A 19,993-nucleotide genomic window follows, 5' to 3' on the forward strand; every position below is an offset into this window, starting at 1 on the left:
ATCAGGGGTTGGGCGATTACGTATTTTTGAAAAAGCAAATCGCCAAGCCGTTTCAAAGCGGCGGTGTCACGTTTTTTAAAAAAGGACCAACTGCTCACTTTGCATTCTCCGTTCATTAGGTGCATAGTTACCAACAAGAATTTTCATCCTCATGAACTGCTTCTCTGTGACCAGTAACGTTCGAATCGATCCTTTATCTGGTAAGTTCGCTTGAAGCCTCCTTTCATGCTTTTCCGCCATCTCATAACTGCCGCAGATCCGACAGTAACAAGAATACTGCATCATATAATACCCATCATTCAATAAAAACTGACGAAACTGAGTTGCAGCCTTTCTTTCCGCCTTTGTAGTCACTGGCAGATCAAAGAGCACCATCAAGCGCATAATCCTACTCATAGACCCCCATCTGAACCTCCGTAAGCCTCGGCAACTGTAAAGCACTTGGATCTTCGGTTGAAATCGCATTTGAAAAGCTGGAGACCATCGCTTCAATGCTTGCGGTCAGGTCGTATCGCTCGTTTTCCAGCCAAACCATCTGGGTGAGAATCTGCATCAATCTCCGCTTATGTAGCTTCGAAAGTATGGGAGAGTCAACGTCGAGCTCGGACGCCACAACATAATCCACAATAGGCCGATATGGCTCCATGAGGTCGTCAGCAAGGTTAAAATTATTGAGCTCGCTGTGATGTTGTAATCCAATGGATGGTTGAAATCCAAACGCACACAAACTTCTTGCAACTTGTCCACGAATCAATGCATATCCGTAGTTCATCGCTGAGTTAATGAAGTCATCCGAGCTACGCTTGAACGCTTTACCAAACAGATGCTTAAAGTACATTCGTGCGGCTTGGGATTCAATAGATCCCTTATCCCCAGATGCCACGCGGCCCGCAAGCGCTAACAGAGCTTCATCACCACTGCACCCACATAAAGTTAAACACGCGGCTTGATTCTCGATTTTGCGACGCACAACAGCCTGCCACAATCGCTTCACGAGTGGCCGCTTCATCTCAAGCTGGGATTGCATGATTTTTGGTCCTCGCGAATGCTGACAGTACGGTAGAAGTACGCCGTTTGGTAAATGTTTTTCATCGCAAGTAAACACTGCAATTCGAAATTCGGCCAATCTGGCCAGGAGGGCCGACGTGATAATACTCTGTCGGTCCTCCAGCATGAGAGTGCGAATGTCCTCCAGAGGAATGGTGTATTCGCACATTTCTCCAGAGGATTCGTCCTCTTGTCGCACGACAAGCTGGTTATTTCGACAACTCAGCTTTGCACTGCGAGTGACCATCACATGTCGATGTGACAATCAATTCATCTTCCTTTCCACACGAAATGGCATGCGCCGTTCCTTATAAACAGGATGCGTGTCTCCTAACGGATCAACCACGTATTTTTCGAACACCTCTAGACCTTGTATACCCAAACCCTCTAATTCCCCGGAATTGTCGTGAGTACGCAGAGAAATGCTTGCGCTTGCAATGTTTGCACTCACAAAGTACATTATCCGGCATCCAACAGGTTCCTTCCTGTCCTTATAAGTTATATCCACTTCCTTACGAGGTTTAATCATCACCGCGTCGTTTGGATATAAGCTAAATTTAAATTGATAGCTATCATCCACAACTCTCCACTCGGAGTACGGCTTGTGCGCAGTGGCTAGGCGATTCGGAAGTTCCCGCTTCAGTACATCTGCTACATAAATCGGTACAAAGTAATATTTTCCGCCTTTTTCAAACACATCAATTCTCACCATTCCCCCATTCTCTGCGATGCCTCGTCCGCCATGAACGGGAACACCCAGCGTCAACTTTTCTTGAATCTTGACCTTTCTAACGGGTGTTCGCACACTACCGTCCTTCGAAATCTTGTAAACAGGTTCTTTAAAAGCAGCCTTCGCATCGCCGCCAAATTGAACAAGCCTTTCGCGCAGAGTGTTGTACAATCTAGGATCATCTTCCGGTCGGAAATAATCCTTAATCTCCCCATCCTTTGTGAGCTTGAGTTCGGTAAGAGCCACCTTTGAAACCACGACCTGAATCTCTGTGCCCTTATTATCATCGACTTTCACGATACGCGGGCTACGAATTGTCTCCTTGTGAGCCGCGCCCGTGACCTTCCTTGTCGGCATTCTCGAGACAAAGATAGGATCAATTTGCTCGGTTTCCGAATAGGTTAAGAGGCCAATAGCTCGTATATTTTTGCTAGGATCGTCGCTGAGTCTTGCCAACAGCTCGTCTCGAAAGAATGGCCAGGGCTCCAAAGGTTCGTTTGGGAGAAACTTGCGTTCGTCAAATGATTCCCACGTGAACACCTCACCCGTCTCTTTATCCACATATTGCGTGATGCCTTCGCTTTTGCTGACCTGCTGCACATACCGGTTGCGATCGGCGAGCGCATTGCGCTTAAATTTGTCATACTTCGTGACGCGTTGAATAAGCGAATCCCCGATGCACGCAACAACAACTGCATCGGCCGCATGGTGCTTATCACCGGCATCCCGATCCTTCGTCAATCCCCACCGCGCTCGCATATATGCCGTAACGGCGCCATTGACACAAACCACACGCTTTGACCGCATGGAAGCCGTTTCGTCAAATAACAACCATGCCTGAATGTGATTCATCAGAGCCCTGGTGATGTACCGCGTGTCCGAAAGATTTCTCTCGCGAAATCCTTCTTGTTCCAAATCGATCGCACGCTTGTCCATTAACAAATGGTTCTTCTTCTTTTGCGACAATGGGATACTTTCTACCAATGCTATAAACTTTGCCTTCTGCTCTGGCTTATCTCGCAGATACTCCAATGGCGTTCGGTTCCCCTTCTGACGATTTTGCTCCGTCTTGACAAGAACCTTGTTGTCATAGCTATCGTCAAATGAAATCCCATACGGGATGATGTGATCCACTTCGGCGTAACCTGGCTCGAATAGACGTGTGACGTCCAACTTTTCCCCAGAATACATGCAGAATTCCTGCTGCTGCTTGAATAGCTTGTACTTCACAATGTCTCGTCCGGTAACATGCGCACTTCCAAGAATCTCACGAATCTCGTCCTTGATCTGCTCGTTATTTTTTTGGTTTTCCTTCTGAGCCTTCTCAATTTTACGCCGCTCATCCAGATTCTTGGATAGCTCCCGGGCAAGCTCGATGTGAATAGATTCGGGCGAACCATGCTTGCGGATGACCGCATTCACAACTTTGATGGCCTGTGAAAGGGCACGCCGCACCACCGGATTGGTCACTTCTCCTTCACCCAAAGGTGGCAGAAGCCTCTGTTTTACGTACTCTGTTTTCCCTTGAAACTGATACCCAGCCAGCTCGCAGGCTACATCATAGCTGTAGCCATCCTCTAAGAACGGAAGTATTTTTCGAATGGCCTTCAGCGAAAGGTGTCCAAATTTCGAACCATTTAACGGTAGTAATTCCTCAATTACATTGTCGGACAACCCGAGAGTCGAAAGCTTCTTTCTGCGGTTGTCATCGCTTTTCCACACAGACAAGATCCAACCGATTTGATCAAGCGTTTCAATGGACAAATCTTGAATGAAAACCCCAGCACGCTGCAGAGCCTTTCTGACCTCGTGATAAAACTTCATCTCGACAAAGACCGTGTCCTCCGTTTTATTACGGCTACGATTCAAGCCATACGTAAGTCCCGCGAAGCTTTCCGTGTCTTTCAAATCGAGCAGCTTCCGCAGTTTCCCATACGTAATTTTCGTTTGCTCATATGCACAATCAATCACGCGTGCTCGTTCTTTCTGTGTGAGCTCACACGGATATCTTCCTCCATCCTCCTGTTGTCGATAGATGCGAAGATTCACGACCTTGGTAAGCAGCTGGAACCGCTCGAACGAATACGAACTGCGCGGCGCCCGCTTTTCACCTGTCTCGAACGTACACGAGCCTACCATTCGTTCATAGATACTTTGCCTTACGCCATCAGGCGAGACAGAACCATGCCCATAAGGACTGTCTCCACCTGGCCCATCATCGAAGTTACGTTGAGAACGAAGAATCTTCAGATATGAATCCTCCAACTCTTCACTCATCACATCATTACCCAGCGCTCGTTGGGCTGCGAAAATCTTCCGAACTTCGTCCACAATGGCTTGCCGCGAAACCGTATGACGATACTCGCCTTCCTTGTTTCTCACGTTCGATACATAACCGTGTTTCTTACCATGAACGAGTTTTCCCTCGGCATCGGTTTTCGTTGCCTCAGAAACAAGCATTTCCGCAACCGTTCGGTATCCCTTCGATTGCATTAAATTTTCATTTTCCTGCACAGCCTTCAGCAACTTTCCGGCGTCTGAATCTTTGATTTCAGATTTCCTATTTGACTGAAAACCGCGACGATGCGCAATATGAATAAGCACTCTCGCGATTTCCTCTGCGGTGAAACATCTATCGAGCCCAGCCACACGCAGAGCATACACATCAGGAGATGACGTTCGTTGCGCATAAAGCGCTTCAATTTGTTCCATCGAAAGAATCCCGTGCTGTTCCAACAAACGCTTTACGCGCCAAAGCCGATGGCGACGACGGCGCGTGCGACGCCGTGCACTGCGCGCCTCACGGCGGGGAAGAGCCAAAGATGCCCCCGTCTTACTGTCTTCAGCTTTATCAAAAATGCGAACACCAAGATCTTGAATGCGAATGGGTTTTAATCCGCTTTCATCCTTCTCAAGTGCCACAACGGCCCACCCTACGGATGTAATGCCAATATCCAATCCCAGTCGATATGCCATATATACCTCCAAAAAGTAGATGACCCGCATTCATTGGAATGCGGGTCAGTGCTTTGCGGCCTGTTGCCTTATCATAGCAACCTCGCAAGCCTTGATGTGGTATGATATCCCTCGCCATCTATATTATACGAGTGCAAGAAAAGAGTCAAGCATATTCTTTGTACTTCCACTCGCTCCATTACATTGAATCTTTCGCCGCGTGCGAGCAGGTTCGCCAACATGCCCCACAAACCACTACACCCCCCTCGCTTCTACATGTTCGCACATCGGCCTACCCGACCAATCGCGCCAACATCCCGTCAGCGGATCGATACTCCCCAAACGCAACCATCCCCCCGCCACTTTGCGATGAAACGCGCGATCCGTCGCCAAAAGTTGCTCGACCGCCGTATCCGGTGCCTCAATGACCACCCATAGACGTAACGGTGCGTGAAAAAGTGCTCTATCCCCGCTCGCCACGGATTGCCACGGCAAGCCTGCCAACAAATCACCACCATTGCCCTGCATAACGCCAAGGCCACTGGTAACCGTCTGCGTCGTCTTGCTACCACTACCATAGACATCCGGGGCAACGGTAGAAGCGTAATACTGCAAATTAATCCACTGCGCAACGGTCACAGGTCCAGCGATGATCGAAGCAAGAAGACTGCCATCACGATCCGATTGCCAATCGTAGCTATGCAGAAACACCTCGCCTTTCCACGACCACCCTTGCGTCAAAGCACGTCTCCCAATGATGAACGCGCGATTTCCAGCAAGCCCCCACTCCGGACGCACTTCACTCCAATCGCGCGCACGCCGAATTGCACTGTGCACCGGGTTCCGGACGCGTTCTACGCCCGGCAAGAGTCGCATGCGCTCTGCCGCCGTCATCCATTGCGCTCGCTTAGCGGCAGTTTGTAGAAGTCCCCACGCCTCCTTCGCTGCGCCCTTTAGCTCTGGCATCTCGATGCAAACCAATTCATCAGTGGTGGTGACATGCTCCGCCGCGACAAACACGGTATCCTCAGGAATCGATACGCCAAATCGTGTTGCCATCACGTTTCGTACATCGCGGCGGTTGCAGATGGCCGCAAACACTCGAGCATTCCAGCGTCCGGCTGCTCCCCCGCAAGCGCCACAGTCCAAAGCGGCCGCGTGCGCATTGTTGGCGCTGGAACTTTCGTGTCCGCACACCACGACGAGTGGCGCAAACTCCGTCAGCCCAATGCTGCGCAAAAGCCCACCTGCAATCTCGGCCATTTGCGTGACGGTCAATCCGACGGGGATATCCGCTACTTCATCACCATCCTGAACTCGCTCCATGACCAGAGTGGTTCTGTCCGGAAACTGTTTGCTTGCCCAACGCTTGAACAAGCCCCCCGACGCGGACGGTGCAAGGGTACGAGCAAACGTGTACAAACCCAGCCATGGGCCGGACAATTCCGGCAGTGCCAACGAGGCTAACACATGTTGCTTGACCTTTTTAAAAACGTCTCCGATAAAACGCACGCCGTTCCTGTTTTGACGATACGTGCTGTCTGAATCGTCCATGGGTCTCTCTCTGACTTCAACGACTGGCGTTACAATCGCCGGACAAGAAGGATGTGCATAGGAACCATCGAGACTGCGCGTTTTGATAGGGAGGTTAAAGAATCCTGCACAACCATACGTCGCAAATGCCCCGAACGTCTCCAGGTTTCGGCGAAATGGCTCCGAACGAACGTCGATGCAAAACAGTAGTTGCGCCACCACATCAGCCTTTGCTGCGGCTGGTATTTGCGTCTGACACGCCCCTACAATACGCTCTGCCTGGGTATCCTCCCAAGCTTCCAACCAGAGTTGCCAACGGTCCACGCGACGAAACCGATCCACGATGACAAGCAAATCCTTGCGCACACTCAACGGCAAATTGCGCCAAATGGATCGCGTCATGCCACCATGACGATGCAGTGCCGCCAAACTGTAAGCAACGCGTTTTGTGACGCCATCATCCACTTGCACGGACGTCTCGCAGTCACGAAACTCACAGAAGGCCCATTCTAACGATAAGCGCACCGCTACATAGTCCACAACAAGGTCGATCTCGCGGCCTTCTTCGCGTCCTTGCCAAAACAGCATGCCAACCCACCCCGGCAGCGCTGCAAGGTGCGCGCGTAGATAGCCAACAGCCTCATGCTCCGGCACATCCAGCATTTGTAGCGCCAGCGCGATGGCTTCGCCTGCATCGCCTGGCCAATCGGCCAGACGCCGCTTTTCTGCACGAGTTAAAGCCGGATCGCGCACAATCAAGTGGCGCCAGGACCTGTAAAATCCTTCTTGCCTACCTGGCAACGCCCAGCCTGCCTGACCAGCATCCAAATACAACTTGCACCATTTGATGGTTTGCTGAGCGAGACGTGCGCGCGTGTATTCGTTGGTGTCGCCACGCAGGCTCACTCGATACGAATGTAGTGGCGCTTCTCCCCCTGCCACCACCTCGTTGGCTAACGCCCACACGTACTCAGGCACATCGGACTCGCGTTCGTCTTCCCACATGAGTGCGCGAAAAACAGGCTGGAGTCGCGACTGAAGCGATGCCGCCACATGCTCATCCACCCAGGCGCAAAGCCGCTGTTCCAATCTATGCAACGCAATATCGCCATGGTCGACAGCGGATCGAATCACAGAAAGCGAAGGAAACAGATGTACATCCTGAATGTCCGCGAGCAGTGTCAACGCATCGGCGAACGCCAAGCGCTCCAAATGTGGCCACGGATGGCGCGCGACAAAGACCGACAATGGCCATTGTGGAGCGGTGACATCCATGGCTTGCCGAACCCAGTCGATCACGCAATTGCTGTCCTGCGTCAAGATGGCGTCTTGCTTGACTGCATGATTAGGTCTCACCGTAAGGCCGCCTCCTGTTCAAAGCGATGCAGATGATGCGGGTGTGTCTCCATGGCAATGGGTCTCGGTTCACCAAGATGCACAAGCCAAAGATAGATACGGGTCACGATGCCGGCATCTGGCCTCGCCGTAATCAAAACACCAACCAGCCCGAGCATCGCCAACAAAGCAACCGCGGCAATCGGCCAGACCATCGTTACGGCGTACGCTTGGATGCCGGGGGCTAGGTGGCGAACGGTGTGGGCAAGCCAGGCACGCAAACCCTCACTGATGACTGCAGCAATGAGCACCGTCGCCAGTCCCAGCAAGCGTCCCTCCTGCGTCCATCGCGCTTGCCTCGCAACCAATGACACCCCGGCTCCAAGCATCAGCGCACTCAGCGCACGCACCCACGCATGCGGATCCACCGCAAAGTAGACGAGGGCAAACATCGCTCCGAATATCGCGGGCCACAGTGCAGATGAAGGCTTTGTGCTTCGCGGTCCGGCCAACGCTTGCTCCGGGCGGGGTAATGCATCGCCGGATCGGAGAAATAAAGTGGCCTTGAACAAACCGTGAAGAATCAAGTGGATCATCGCAGCATCGTAAGCCCCGATGGCACATTGCATAAGCATAAGTCCCATTTGCGCCATGGTTGATGCGATCAATTGCCGCTTGTAATCGACGTGAACCAGGAGGATGCCTGATCCTAGGCCTACGCTCAGCCAGGCAAGGACGAGCAGTACGCCATGGGGCCACGGCCCGCTTGCACTCAGCAAAGGCGCCCAGCGTGCGAGCAATAGTCCGCCGGCATTCACCACCCCGGCGTGCATGATGGCGGACACCGGTGTCGGTGTCACAGCAGATTCAAGCAACCAGCGACCGAACGGCCAACCGCCAGCTTGCACGATCGCCGCCAAAACAAGCAACAACGCCACGCCCATGCGGACAATGGGCGGCAAGCGGTTCACGTGCGCCAGCGCGATCGCGATGTCCCCGCTGTGTGCGGCCAGGCCATACCACAAACAGGCTATGGCCATCGCCATCGCGCTGATGGCCAAGCGGCTGATGGTAACTTTGGTCACAGCGCGCACAGGGGCACTTTCCCAAGCAAGGGCAATGAGAGCTACCAACCCGGCATCCATGGCGGCCCAAGACGCCACTTCCATCCACAACGTGCGACTCATCCATACGATGCTTGCCGCGCCAGTCGTCCAGGTCAGCCAACCGAAGTAACGTCCGTAGTGGCGATCACCTTGTAAATAGCGAATGGCAAAGCGTTGAATCACCATGCCGAGCAGCGCGATGTAAAGCCCCATCAGCCACCCCGTTCCGTCCGTTCGCCATGGTCCCATGGTGATGCCAATCGCCCGCAGCAGCAGACCAGCCACTGCTGCCAACACAGGCAGTAGAAGTGCAGCCACATGCCAGCGAACGAAGCCAATTTTTTTGTCCATGCACGCTGTCATGAGTCCTGTCGAACCCGCGATCACCCACGTACCCAACCAAATGGGCAACATCCATTGCTGCATGTCATGAATGAACATTGTTGTCTCCTCTCTCGACGATATCGGCTTCCCCCAGCACAAAACACAAAAACCGGCGTGCCCCATACAGTCACAGACATCAACTTGCGCCGATGCTGGCTGTACAGAGTCACGCCGGTTTTTCAGGCACCACCATCCGTGGTGTCGAACTCCCATGCGCCCTTGACAGTTTCGACTGCCGTCCGCCACCGACTTTCGTCAGCGCGATCCAGCCTCCGAGTGTGTCCAGGTATATGTGTAAAAATGGTCAATCTGTTGTGACTAACTTCTTTTCCAAATCCTCAGATAACCGAAATACCATGATACGTTCGCCTGTGCGCGTACTCAAATCGGTGAAAAAGCTCGTCACCTCTTCACCTGTAATGCGGCGGACAAGATCTTTCAACTCATCTATCCCCGACTCGACCAAACTGGTGCGGGTGCGTTTGATGGAAAGCATGCCATCGCGCGTCTCGCACAAAGCATACTCTGCCGTTGAAAGAATGCCACGCAAAGACACGATAATCATGTCACGCAAAATATCTGTTTTGACCGACACAGACCCACGCCCGAGGTAGTCCTTCTCCCATTTTGTGAGAGCGTTGCTAAGTTCAGATTCCATGCAGCCCTTCAGCTTTGCCACTGCTGCGTTCTCTCCTTCGGCCGCGAACGCCGCACGGCCTCGCTACAGGTCAAGAGTCATTGTAGCAACAAATGGCCTCCTCGGGCAAGTGTACGCGATGAAGCATCCATCTTGCACTTTATATGTTCCGTTCGATCCGCCAATTCAGGGAACAGAACGTCGCCCAATCGTTTAACGAAACTGATAGGTTGTCGGCAAACCTTGGCCGACGAACACCGTATACATAGCGGTGTGCTTCGGATCGACTACGGGTCCGAGCGAAACTTCGCCTGCAGCAAAATCCTTTGCATAAATTTCGTAGGTCTCCCCCACGTCATTGCTCAACGTTTCACCGGTGTCGACGAAAGGTTTCAGCCAAGTGGGCTTCTTCGCCGTAGCGTCGTAAGCCACATAGACTGTGGCATCTTGATGTAAGTCAAATGACAGTCCTGATCTGGAGCCAGCCGTGGTTTGCAGAAACGGATCGCCAATCAAATAGGGTGGCACCCACGTAAATGTATACGGCCGATTGTTATACTGCTGCGCGTCAACCTGTAGACCCTCAGGGCTAACAACACCACCGCCGCTCACATTCGTGATGTGATATCCAGAAATCGACAACGGAGATTCAGGGTAATTCATGATGGTTACGTCCTTGATCTGGCCCATGAAGCTAGCATCAGTTGTTCCGCCCACCGTCATGCTGCTCGCAATGGCCACTGGATTGACCTGTGGTGAAGCAACCGTCGGATCGCCATCGACCGTCGTCGCCGGTGCGACCGTGGTTGATGCAACCAGTGAGCCGTCGATGTACAGATTGGCATCCCCTGCATTGTCCCACGTGGCCGTGACCTGGTGCCAAAGCCCGTCGTGATACGCCTGCGGGCTGACCAAGTCAACCGATTGTGAACCTGCGTGCATTTGAAACTCCACGCGATGATCGGCATTGAAGAACACGCCCACGCCGTTGCCATTTGTACCTTCGCCAGTGACAATGGGCATATTCACGCCTGTATCTGCCGACGATGCAAACGAAGCCGAGATGGTTCCCCCAACATTGGTGACAAGGTTTCCAGGGAGCGCGATGGGCTGTGTACCCGTTAAAAAGGTCGCGGCACTCGGCAAGATGCCTTGGAATGTGAGATCCTGTATGGTATTCACGCCATCAAACATCGGCACGCCATTGATGGATACGTTGTCCATCTTGACGCCTTCCACGTTCTCAGCCTGAATACCACTTCCAGCTCCGTTAATGGCAACGTTATGAAAGGCAATGTTTTGTATCGGCAATTCCGCAAGTCCGCTGAAATACATCGCCTGCTTTGCACCGTTTACCGTGATATTGTCGAAATTTAAATTCCGTATCGCCGGGGTAGCATCGGTCACCGGACCAGGCGGTAAAGCCGATCCATTCGACGCGTAGTTTTCATCGATGATGAACGCCTGCGCCTGGATGTTGCTCATGCTAACGTGATCGAATGTGATATTCTGCACAATTCCGCCCCGTCCTCGCAGCGTTTTGATACGAAGCCCCGCATTGGTGCCATCGAAGTCACAGTTTTCAACGAGGACATTTTGCACACCACCTGACATCTCGCTGCCAATGGAGACACCATGCCCATTTAACATATGACAATTGCGAACGACGATATTTTGGCTTGGGATTCCGATTCTGCGCCCCTCTGCATCCTTGCCCGATTTAATGGCAATGTCGTCATCGCCTACGCTGAACGTGTCATCGATAATTTGCATGCCGTTGACGGAATCAGGATCAACGCCATCCGTATTATCCGATGTGGGCGGATTCACGATATGCACATCCGCCAAGGTCACGTGATCGCAATAAACGGGGTGAATCGTCCAGGATGGTGAATTTTGCACTGTGACGCCTTGGATTAGGATGTTCTGAGAGTGAAGAAATTCGATGAGGCTCGGCCGCGCATAGGGCAGTCCTTGACTGTAGTTGGGCGATTGAACAAGTGACACCGCCGGATCGGAAAGTGGCTCTTTATATTGTTTTGACCACCAGTTTCCATACGTGTTGCCAGCGTTATCGTGAATCGGTGTCTCACCATTGCCGTCGATCACGCCTTCACCTGTGATGGTCACGTTTCGAACGTTGTCACCAGTAATCAGGCTCATATAGCGATACATCTCAGTGCCTTCCCAGCGGCTCCATATCGGTTTATAGGCATCGATATTACTGCTACCCAATAGTGTTGCACCCTTGGCTAGGTAGAGTGTCATATCGCTCTTTAATTGCAGTGGTGCGGTGTAATACGTTCCGGCTGGCACGTAAAGAGTGCCGCCTTTTGGGACCGCGTCAATGGCGCGTTGCAGGGCACGTGTGTCATCCGACTTGCCGTCGCCAATCGCGCCAAACTGTTTGACATTCACCATCTTGCCTTGCGCGAGTGTTTTCACGACAATGGCGGCACTTGGCTTCGAAACATCACCTGATCCAGTGATTGTTGCAACCTGAAACGAATAGGTGTGGTTCGGTTGCAAATCTGAGACGGTAAAGTTCGAATCAGCTACGCGTCCGATTCGCGATCCATTTTCGTACACTGCATAGGTAACTCCGGCATTGTACTCAGGCTGCCAGATCAGGTCGACGAGTGACGATGTGACCGCATAAGACTGCAATCCAACGGGAGCACTGACGAGCTTTGATGGAGTATCCGCCAAAACCATGGCTGGTGCCAGACCCATCACCACAGATGCGCTCATAAGCGCCCCCAAAACCCGCATGTGCTTGCGCTGCAACCGTTTCACATCCAACTCCCCCATTCATGGACGTCTGCGTCGCAATATGTTAGAAGCAATCGCTACTCACGGTTGTATCCCCCGTAATGTTAGCGTTTTCACATCACCCTTACACCAGGACCCAGCATATTGTCGTTGCCCAGCATCATATATACGTCACCCAGGGCTTGATATGATATGTGAATTATCCTGTTAAAGTTTTGGGGCGATATCGTTCATGTAGTTCCTCATGCCATGCTTAATGAAACCTCGTCCATGAAAGCCGAATAGAAGACAGATAAAGTACATTCAGTTCACCAACAACTTCTACTCTCCAAGCAAGCAATCGTTTGCACTTAGAGTCTCCCGTGCTGTTTCTGTGGCTTGCCAGTAAGTACCCTATATGCGTTACAGCGAATCGGAACATACGGAGTAGGCAATGCGCGCCATACACACCAAAATCGTTGTTGAAAGTTACAGTTGCTTGTACAAAGAAAACGTGGTCGTAGCCAATTGAACGCGCGAAATCAGTGTGGTGCAATGATGAAAACGTTTGCACTTGATGTTCTCTATTCTAAGCAAACGTTTGAACTTATTACGAGGAGTGTGAATCTACGTTGAAACGTTGGAAGTTGCCCAAATATCCATTAGCGTTGATTCCTGTGTCGGTGCTTCTCGGCTGGAGTGTAAATTTCACTCCTGCAGCAGCGGCATCGTCTGGGGGAGTTCAGGCAAACGGACTCTTTGCAGACCAAGGACCACAATATATGACGCCACAGGAGCCAACTTCCTCGCAGGCCGTCACCGTGACCTTACGTGCTGCCCATGGAAACTTGACAAGCGCTAATGTCGTGGTATACGACACATCAACTGGATCGACGACATATTACCCAATGACACTTCAGGGAACTGATGAAAATGGACTCTACGATTTCTGGCAAGGAACCATCCCGGCATCCTCCAGCATCAAGTACTACTACTTTCAGGCTAACGATGGAACCTCATCGTTGTACTACAATGGCTCCGGATCTTCCACCAGCGCCTTTCCAACGCCAACGTTCAGTGGTGATCAGTGGAACACGTACGACGACTTTGTGATTGCCCCTAACTTCACTACACCTACTTGGGCGCAAAACGGTATTATGTATCAAATCATGGTGGATAGATTCTACAACGGCGATACATCAAATGACGTTACCACAGGAGCATATTCATGGAACGGCAATCGAACCGTCCAATTGGCGTGGGGAGCAGATCCTGAACTCGGTGATCCTGGAGGAAAGGATCAAGTCGCTTTTTTTGGCGGAGATTTGGAGGGTGTTGACCAAAAACTCCCGTATATCACGAAAACCCTGGGCGCGAATATTGTCTATCTGAATCCAATATTCACATCACCAACCAATCACAAGTATGATACACAAGACTATTACAACGTCGATCCTCACTTTGGTGGAAACTCAGCGCTAGAGCAACTATCCTCAGACCTACACAGTACGACCAACAACGCCGGACAAGAAGGGCGCTTAATCCTAGATGGCGTATTTAATCACACCAGCAATCAAAACAGCTGGTTTACAAGCGCCCAGCAAAACCAATCCAGCCCATACTACAGTTATTATACTTTCACCAATTGGCCTAACACCTACGCAACGTTTGCTGGCGTGAATACGATGCCAAAGTTGAATTATGGCTCAACTTCGCTTAGAAGCCAGGTCGATAATGTTGCAAAAACATGGCTTTCCTCACCATACAACATCGATGGTTGGCGTCTCGACGCACCTGGACACATTGGCGCCAATGGGTACGATCCCGAATCAAGCGGCAACTACACCGATTCGACCAATCATAGTTATTGGCAGGAATTTCGTAATACCGTAAAGACCACTAATGCAAACGCACTGATTTTCGGCGAGTGGTTTGAAGGGTCACAACCCACGGAATGGTTGAACAACGGCAATCAGTGGGATGGCTCTGTCAATTACAATGGCTTTTTGCAACCGGTGTCCGAATGGGTTACTGGTTACGACGATGGCTTTAACGCAAACTCAATCAACGCAACCACGATGGAAAGCTGGCTCACAGGTACACTGAACGCGGTACCACGAGCGGCTCAACTAGCACAAGTCAATGAATTGTCCACACAGGACACCCCTCGCTTTGGCGAGCGTGCCGCCGAAAACATGAACTATAAAACCTACACACAACCAAATGGCAGCACATTTACCGACCCGTATGGGGGTACACCAAACTATTGGAAAGACTATCTTGGTGCCTTCCTGCAATTTACGTATGTCGGCATTCCCACTATCTATTACGGAGACGAATATGGAATGATGGGTGGAGGCACGAATGATGCTGGGAAACGCTGGACGTTTGATTGGTCACAAGTAGCAAACGGAGGAAACTCTGTTTTTCAACTCTATCAAAAACTGATTCAGTTGCGCACAAGTCACTCCGCGCTCGTCGATGGTTCGTTTATGCCGCTTGTTGCGGACAACGCAACCAACATACTGGCATTTGCCCGTTTTGATCAGAACGAACGCGATATCGTCATCCTTAACGACACAGATAACACTGAAACGGAGACCATTCCGGTGGCGCAGGCAGGGGCGCCGTTTGGCAGCACATTGACTAATATTACGCCCTTAGTCAACGGCGCATCCGAGGCATCAACCTATACCGTGGACAGCCACGGAAACATTAATGTCACAGTACCCGGTCACTACGCCATGATTTTGACGCAACAAGGTTCTTCGCTATGGAGTACCCCGGTACAAAATGGCGTCTACACCACCCAAAGCACAATCGACGCCGGTCACCAGACTACGGTTGTCTATAACGGTTCACTGGCAGCCTCAGCAAGTTCCATGACCCTGCACTGGGGCTATAACGGATGGAGTGGAACAACAAACACAGCAATGTCCAAGCAGTCTAATGGCACTTGGACCGCCACGATCACAGTACCCGTTGGCGCACAAACGCTGAACACAGCATTTTATAATCAGAGTTCAACTTGGGACAACAACAATGGCAGCAATTACAATTTTTCTGTACAGGAGGTGTACTCGTCGCCGAGTCCACTGGTACATGGACAGACGACGACCATCGTCTATGCCGGATCACTCGCTGCCTCAGCAAGCTCCATCACCATGCACTGGGGTTACAATGGTTGGAGTGGAACGACCGACACGGCGATGACGAAGCAGTCTAATGGAACTTGGACGGCCACCGTCACTGTCCCAACAGGCACCGTGCTGAACACGGCGTTTTACAACCAGGCAGGAAACTGGGACAACAATGGCGGTCAGAACTACAATCTTAGCATTCAGTAGTATTCTTCGCCGCTTACCGCTGGCAAGGAGCAACTCGCCAGCGGTAAGCGGCTCCTTCGACGTACGTCCCTTTCAATACGCACCACGAATCCAGGGTTTGACCTCGTGATCGTAGAAGGACTGCAATTTGCGACGCTCTTCGGCGGTGAAGGATGGTACGTGCAACGCTTCCAGATTGTCCTGTACCTGTGCCGCGTTTTTGAAGCCTGGAATGGCACACGTGACTTCCTCGTGATCGAGCACCCAGCGAATGGCGGCGCGTGCCATATTGCCACGACCGTTCGCGATCCATGTGAGCTGATCGGCCAACTCCACACCTTTCGCGAAGCCAAGCCCAGCGAACGTCTCACCGACATTGAACTGTTCGCCATTCTCGTTAAACGAACGGTGATCGTCCGGCGCAAACCGGGTGTCTCGCGTAAACTTGCCTGTCAGGAGCCCGCTGGCCAATGGCAGACGAACCAGAATACCGACCCCTTGCGCCTTGGCCCTCGGAAGGAGCTCGTCAAGTGGCTTTTGCCGGAAGATGTTGAAAATGACTTGTAGAGCCTTGACATTTGGATAATTCAAGCAGATAAGTCCCTCTTCCACACTCTCCACGCTGACACCGTAATAGCGAATTTTCCCCTCCGCTTGCAGCTTATCTAACACCCCAAACACTTCCCCATCGCGCAGAACGTTCGTAGGCGGACAGTGAATCTGATAAAGGTCTATCCGATCTCGCTGCAGCCGCTTCAGACTGGCTTCGCAAAAACGACGGATGGACGCCTCCGCATAAGTTGCGGGATTATGAATGTCGCCAGCACGACAGAACTTCGTCGCAATGTAAATCTGGTCTTCCTTGCCCTTCGTGGCTTGCGCCAACAGTTCCTCACTGTGCCCATCTCCGTAGACATCGGCCGTATCAAAGAAATTAACGCCAGCGTCAATGGCTGCCGCCAATCCTTCTAGCGATGCTTTGTCGTCGATTTTCCCCCACGATCCGCCGATGGCCCACGTTCCAAAACTCACTTCACTAACCTGCAACTCTGTCGAACCCAAATTCCGATAATGCATATCATCGATACCTCCTATGTATGGCTTTTCACATTATCCATGATTCCGAGCGGGAGTACTAGCAGGCGATGAAGGATGATGCTGAGAAGCACAGTTGGTATGTTATGCTTTGTGCAACAAGGAGGCTTGTACCCAGTGAAATGCGTATCCTGGAATGTCAATGGTCTGCGTGCATGTGTCAATAAAGGATTTCTCGACTATTTTCGCGATGTCGATGCCGATCTCTTCTGCTTGCAGGAAACTAAGTTGCAAGAAGGGCAAATCGAGCTAGACCTCGGCGATTCGTATCAACAATATTGGAATTACGCCGAAAAGAAAGGATACTCGGGAACGGCCGTGTTTACAAAGATCCCTCCGCTGTCGGTGCGGTACGGAATCGAGGACGACAGCGAACCGGAGGGCCGCATCATCACACTTGAGTTTGAGGCGTGCTATGTTGTCACCGTCTATACCCCGAATGCCAAGCGCGATCTCTCCCGCCTGCCCTACCGACTGGAATGGGAAGACAGGTTTCGCGCGTATTTGCTTCATCTTGACCAAAACAAGCCTGTGATTGCCTGCGGCGACTTGAATGTCGCACACGAAGAAATCGATATCAAGAATGCCAAATCCAATCGTGGCAACTCGGGTTTTACAGACGAAGAACGCAGCAAGATGACGCAACTTTTAGATGCAGGCTTCACCGATACGTTCCGCTATCTCCATCCGGACCGAGCCGACGCATACACATGGTGGTCAAACATGCCAAAAGTGCGCGAACGAAACATTGGATGGCGGATCGACTACTTTTTGATTTCGAATCGCTTGCGAGACAAGATCATCGATGCACGCATTGACGCGCATGTACTGGGTAGCGATCATTGCCCCATTGTATTGGAAGTCGAGGTATAAGCAGATTCATCGGCAACGGGTGCGGCCGGTTTGGTGCGAATCTGACAAGGAGGGTGTGTTACACGTGTCCTCACCACGCGTTCTATCGATTCAAGTTGGAGTGCCAAAGCGCTACGAGGGTGGATCAACATCGACCGAGAAAGCGTGGTACTCAGCGTTTGATAAACAGCCTGTTTCTGACAAGCGCTATGTGCAAATCACGCACATCGATGGCGATGCGCAGGCGGATCGCAAGAATCATGGCGGACCGGACAAAGCGGTGCTGTGCTACGCCGCGGACCATTATTGGACATGGCAACACGAGTTAGGTGTCAAGCTGCCTCATGGTGGGTTCGGCGAAAATCTAACCATCGACGGCATGGACGAAACCAACGTCTGCATTGGAGATGTCGTGGCGATTGGCGAAGCGAAATTTCAGGTCAGTCAAATGCGCGGCCCTTGCTGGAAAATTTCTGCGCGTTGGGGCATTCCGGATTTACTCGACAAGGTCAAAGCGACCGGGCGCACGGGTTGGTACTTACGCGTGCTTAAAGAGGGTTATATTGAGTCGGGACAACCTATCAACTTGCTGGAACGAATACACCCCAATTGGACCATCGAGCGGGTCAATCACGTTTGTGAAGGCCGCCTGAATGATGCCCAAGCGATCCAGGATTTGCTTGCGGTAAACGAGCTATCTGCCGCCGCCAAGAAAGTGGTGGAATTGCGCTTGCGTCGGATTCTCGATCACGCGTGATCGCATTGCCGGATGAACAAGGAGAGTATCCCAGTGTGCGAGATCTCTCCTCCTGCTTATTCCTAGCAAACCTTTTACGATTTAACCGGCCAGTACGCGTTGTCGCGAATCACGTAACCTGGCAGTGCAACGGGTGGCTTATGGTGAAACTGCGCCTCGACCTGCTGTGGAGTCATCGGAATCATGCCTATGGCATCCGTATTGATCGGATTTCGCAAAATCGACAGGATCTGCTGCCCCAACTGGGTGCGCTCACTGGCCAGAGGATCACTTGTAGCGAATGGAAATTCCAACGCCCAAATGAAATCAGACGGCAAGTCGCCGTGATTGTAGATGGCCGGATTCATGTTCCAAGCTGTCCGTTGGCCGTCTTGATACACGTGAAACGACGGTACACCAGGCACTTTCGCACCGACAACCGTATCCCAGTAACTCGCCAGACTGTCTGCCAACTCCTGCTCATCCGATGATAAGGTGGCGATGGCAGCTTTCGTTTCAGCACGGACGTACGCGCCACTGGGTTTCCGTAGAACAGGACTGATTGCCCGAACGACGTTGCCAGATGCCTCGCTTGGCGACGGATTGGCTGGGAAGCACCCCACCCATTGCCCCACGGCCACCCAAACGTCATTCCCACTCCGCACCCATGTGGGCAGGACGAGATTCGTACCGGTAGATACCGCCCAAATGTACTCGGTATAACTTGGGGGAATCGAGTACTCAACCGCTTGCCCCGTTTGCAAATTGAATGCCACTAACCGATCCCAATAGCGAAACGCCCACAATAAGGGCTGTTGCTTCGGGTAAAACGGAGGGTACTGCGGCCCTTTGAGTGCCACCCAAAGCCAATTGCCCACCTGGCCAAGAATCTGGTTGTCAAGTGTGCCGGGTGCTGGCCCTTCCGGATTTGCCGCCGATCCGTACATCGGGATGGCACTCGGCCATTTGGCTGCAGGCTTTCCCTGTACATCGACCGTAACAGCCTGCGCCTGGAAGTTACTTGGAAATGTCGCCGGAAAGACGAGCTTCGCCGGCCCTTGATAGGTTGCTTGTGCTTGAGCCGGCACTTCGCCCGCAGGTTGGACCGTGTCAGCCGCCGGATCGAACCATGCCGTGTGCCACATCTTCGAGAACACGAAGCCAGATGCGTGGTTGACCGGCGTATCCGTGCGAATCAACAGTTGTAAGCGGCCATCCTGAACTCGCAAACCGGCGATCGCGCTGTCCGGGCCAAACGAGGTGATGATGGGCACATAATACCATCCGATGGATTGCGTGCCCTGTGTGCTTGTTGAAGCGGCACCCACAGCCCCCACGCCTGCACGATGCTTGTTCGAAACGGTTTGCGTCTGGTGAGAAGCACTTGCTTGAGCATGCGGATGGGAACCAGCGGACGTGATATCCGGATAGCAGCCTGTTATACCTATCACAGGGGTACAAACTGCGGCTAAGGCAAGTCCTCGCCGCAACCTACTGTTATTCATG

The 19,993-nt window shown here is 52.0% G+C and carries 12 protein-coding genes; 3 read left to right on the forward strand and 9 right to left on the reverse strand.

Annotated features, from left to right (window positions below; genetic code table 11):
• Window positions 1–75: 75 nt before the first annotated feature.
• The 7 genes from cas2 to BLU70_RS12580 all read right to left on the reverse strand — a co-directional run bounded on the left by cas2 (window position 76) and on the right by BLU70_RS12580 (window position 12,523).
• Entirely contained in the window at window positions 76–465 is a 390-nt protein-coding gene (cas2, locus tag BLU70_RS12550) for a CRISPR-associated endonuclease Cas2 (protein WP_338082090.1), read from the reverse strand.
• Complete coding sequence (cas1, locus tag BLU70_RS12555; RefSeq protein ID WP_244885213.1) at window positions 389–1,294, reverse strand: type II CRISPR-associated endonuclease Cas1; 906 nt, start codon at window positions 1,292–1,294, stop codon at window positions 389–391. Before cas1 ends, cas2 begins: the two co-directional genes overlap by 77 nt.
• A gap of 18 nt (window positions 1,295–1,312) precedes the next feature.
• Entirely contained in the window at window positions 1,313–4,753 is a 3,441-nt protein-coding gene (gene cas9 / locus BLU70_RS12560; protein WP_176780908.1) for a type II CRISPR RNA-guided endonuclease Cas9, read from the reverse strand.
• A gap of 234 nt (window positions 4,754–4,987) precedes the next feature.
• Entirely contained in the window at window positions 4,988–7,621 is a 2,634-nt protein-coding gene (locus BLU70_RS12565; protein WP_074693677.1) for a DUF2309 domain-containing protein, read from the reverse strand.
• Entirely contained in the window at window positions 7,618–9,147 is a 1,530-nt protein-coding gene (locus BLU70_RS12570) for an NADH dehydrogenase subunit 5 (RefSeq protein WP_074693678.1), read from the reverse strand. Before BLU70_RS12570 ends, BLU70_RS12565 begins: the two co-directional genes overlap by 4 nt.
• A gap of 247 nt (window positions 9,148–9,394) precedes the next feature.
• Complete coding sequence (locus BLU70_RS12575) at window positions 9,395–9,769, reverse strand: Na-translocating system protein MpsC family protein (RefSeq protein ID WP_176780909.1); 375 nt, start codon at window positions 9,767–9,769, stop codon at window positions 9,395–9,397.
• Between the two features lie 171 nt (window positions 9,770–9,940).
• Window positions 9,941–12,523 carry a glycosyl hydrolase family 28 protein gene (locus BLU70_RS12580; RefSeq protein ID WP_074693679.1) on the reverse strand — a complete coding sequence of 861 codons (2,583 nt, stop codon included), beginning with the start codon at window positions 12,521–12,523 and terminating at the stop codon, window positions 9,941–9,943.
• 587 nt (window positions 12,524–13,110) lie between these two features.
• Here BLU70_RS12580 and BLU70_RS12585 point away from each other — a divergent pair.
• Window positions 13,111–15,825, forward strand: coding sequence for an alpha-amylase family glycosyl hydrolase (locus BLU70_RS12585; protein ID WP_244885210.1), 2,715 nt, complete (start codon window positions 13,111–13,113; stop codon window positions 15,823–15,825).
• Between the two features lie 72 nt (window positions 15,826–15,897).
• Here BLU70_RS12585 and BLU70_RS12590 read toward each other — a convergent pair whose 3' ends face one another.
• Window positions 15,898–16,881, reverse strand: a complete 984-nt coding sequence (locus BLU70_RS12590; protein WP_074693680.1) for an aldo/keto reductase — start codon at window positions 16,879–16,881, stop codon at window positions 15,898–15,900.
• Between the two features lie 135 nt (window positions 16,882–17,016).
• On the opposite strand from BLU70_RS12590, the gene BLU70_RS12595 reads away from it, so the two are divergent.
• Together BLU70_RS12595 and BLU70_RS12600 are read left to right on the forward strand one after the other, a co-directional pair.
• Window positions 17,017–17,772, forward strand: a complete 756-nt coding sequence (locus BLU70_RS12595; RefSeq protein WP_040289548.1) for an exodeoxyribonuclease III — start codon at window positions 17,017–17,019, stop codon at window positions 17,770–17,772.
• Window positions 17,773–17,836: 64 nt separating this feature from the next.
• Window positions 17,837–18,508 (forward strand): MOSC domain-containing protein, encoded by a 672-nt coding sequence (locus tag BLU70_RS12600; RefSeq protein WP_074693681.1) that lies wholly within the window; start codon window positions 17,837–17,839, stop codon window positions 18,506–18,508.
• 74 nt (window positions 18,509–18,582) lie between these two features.
• Here BLU70_RS12600 and BLU70_RS12605 read toward each other — a convergent pair whose 3' ends face one another.
• Window positions 18,583–19,992 carry a hypothetical protein gene (locus BLU70_RS12605; RefSeq protein ID WP_244885211.1) on the reverse strand — a complete coding sequence of 470 codons (1,410 nt, stop codon included), beginning with the start codon at window positions 19,990–19,992 and terminating at the stop codon, window positions 18,583–18,585.
• Window position 19,993 lies beyond the last annotated feature (1 nt).

Origin of the sequence: Alicyclobacillus hesperidum, from assembly GCF_900107035.1 — a bacterium.
Lineage (GTDB): Bacteria > Bacillota > Bacilli > Alicyclobacillales > Alicyclobacillaceae > Alicyclobacillus > Alicyclobacillus hesperidum.

Bases quoted from the DNA above. Each gene is read 5' to 3' on its own strand.
- cas2 (WP_338082090.1), bottom strand. From the start codon at position 465: ATGCGATTTCAACCGAAGATCCAAGTGCTTTACAGTTGCCGAGGCTTA.
- cas1 (WP_244885213.1), bottom strand. From the start codon at position 1,294: ATGGTCACTCGCAGTGCAAAGCTGAGTTGTCGAAATAACCAGCTTGTC.
- cas9 (WP_176780908.1), bottom strand. From the start codon at position 4,753: ATGGCATATCGACTGGGATTGGATATTGGCATTACATCCGTAGGGTGG.
- BLU70_RS12570 (WP_074693678.1), bottom strand. From the start codon at position 9,147: ATGTTCATTCATGACATGCAGCAATGGATGTTGCCCATTTGGTTGGGT.
- BLU70_RS12590 (WP_074693680.1), bottom strand. From the start codon at position 16,881: ATGCATTATCGGAATTTGGGTTCGACAGAGTTGCAGGTTAGTGAAGTG.
- BLU70_RS12605 (WP_244885211.1), bottom strand. From the start codon at position 19,992: ATGAATAACAGTAGGTTGCGGCGAGGACTTGCCTTAGCCGCAGTTTGT.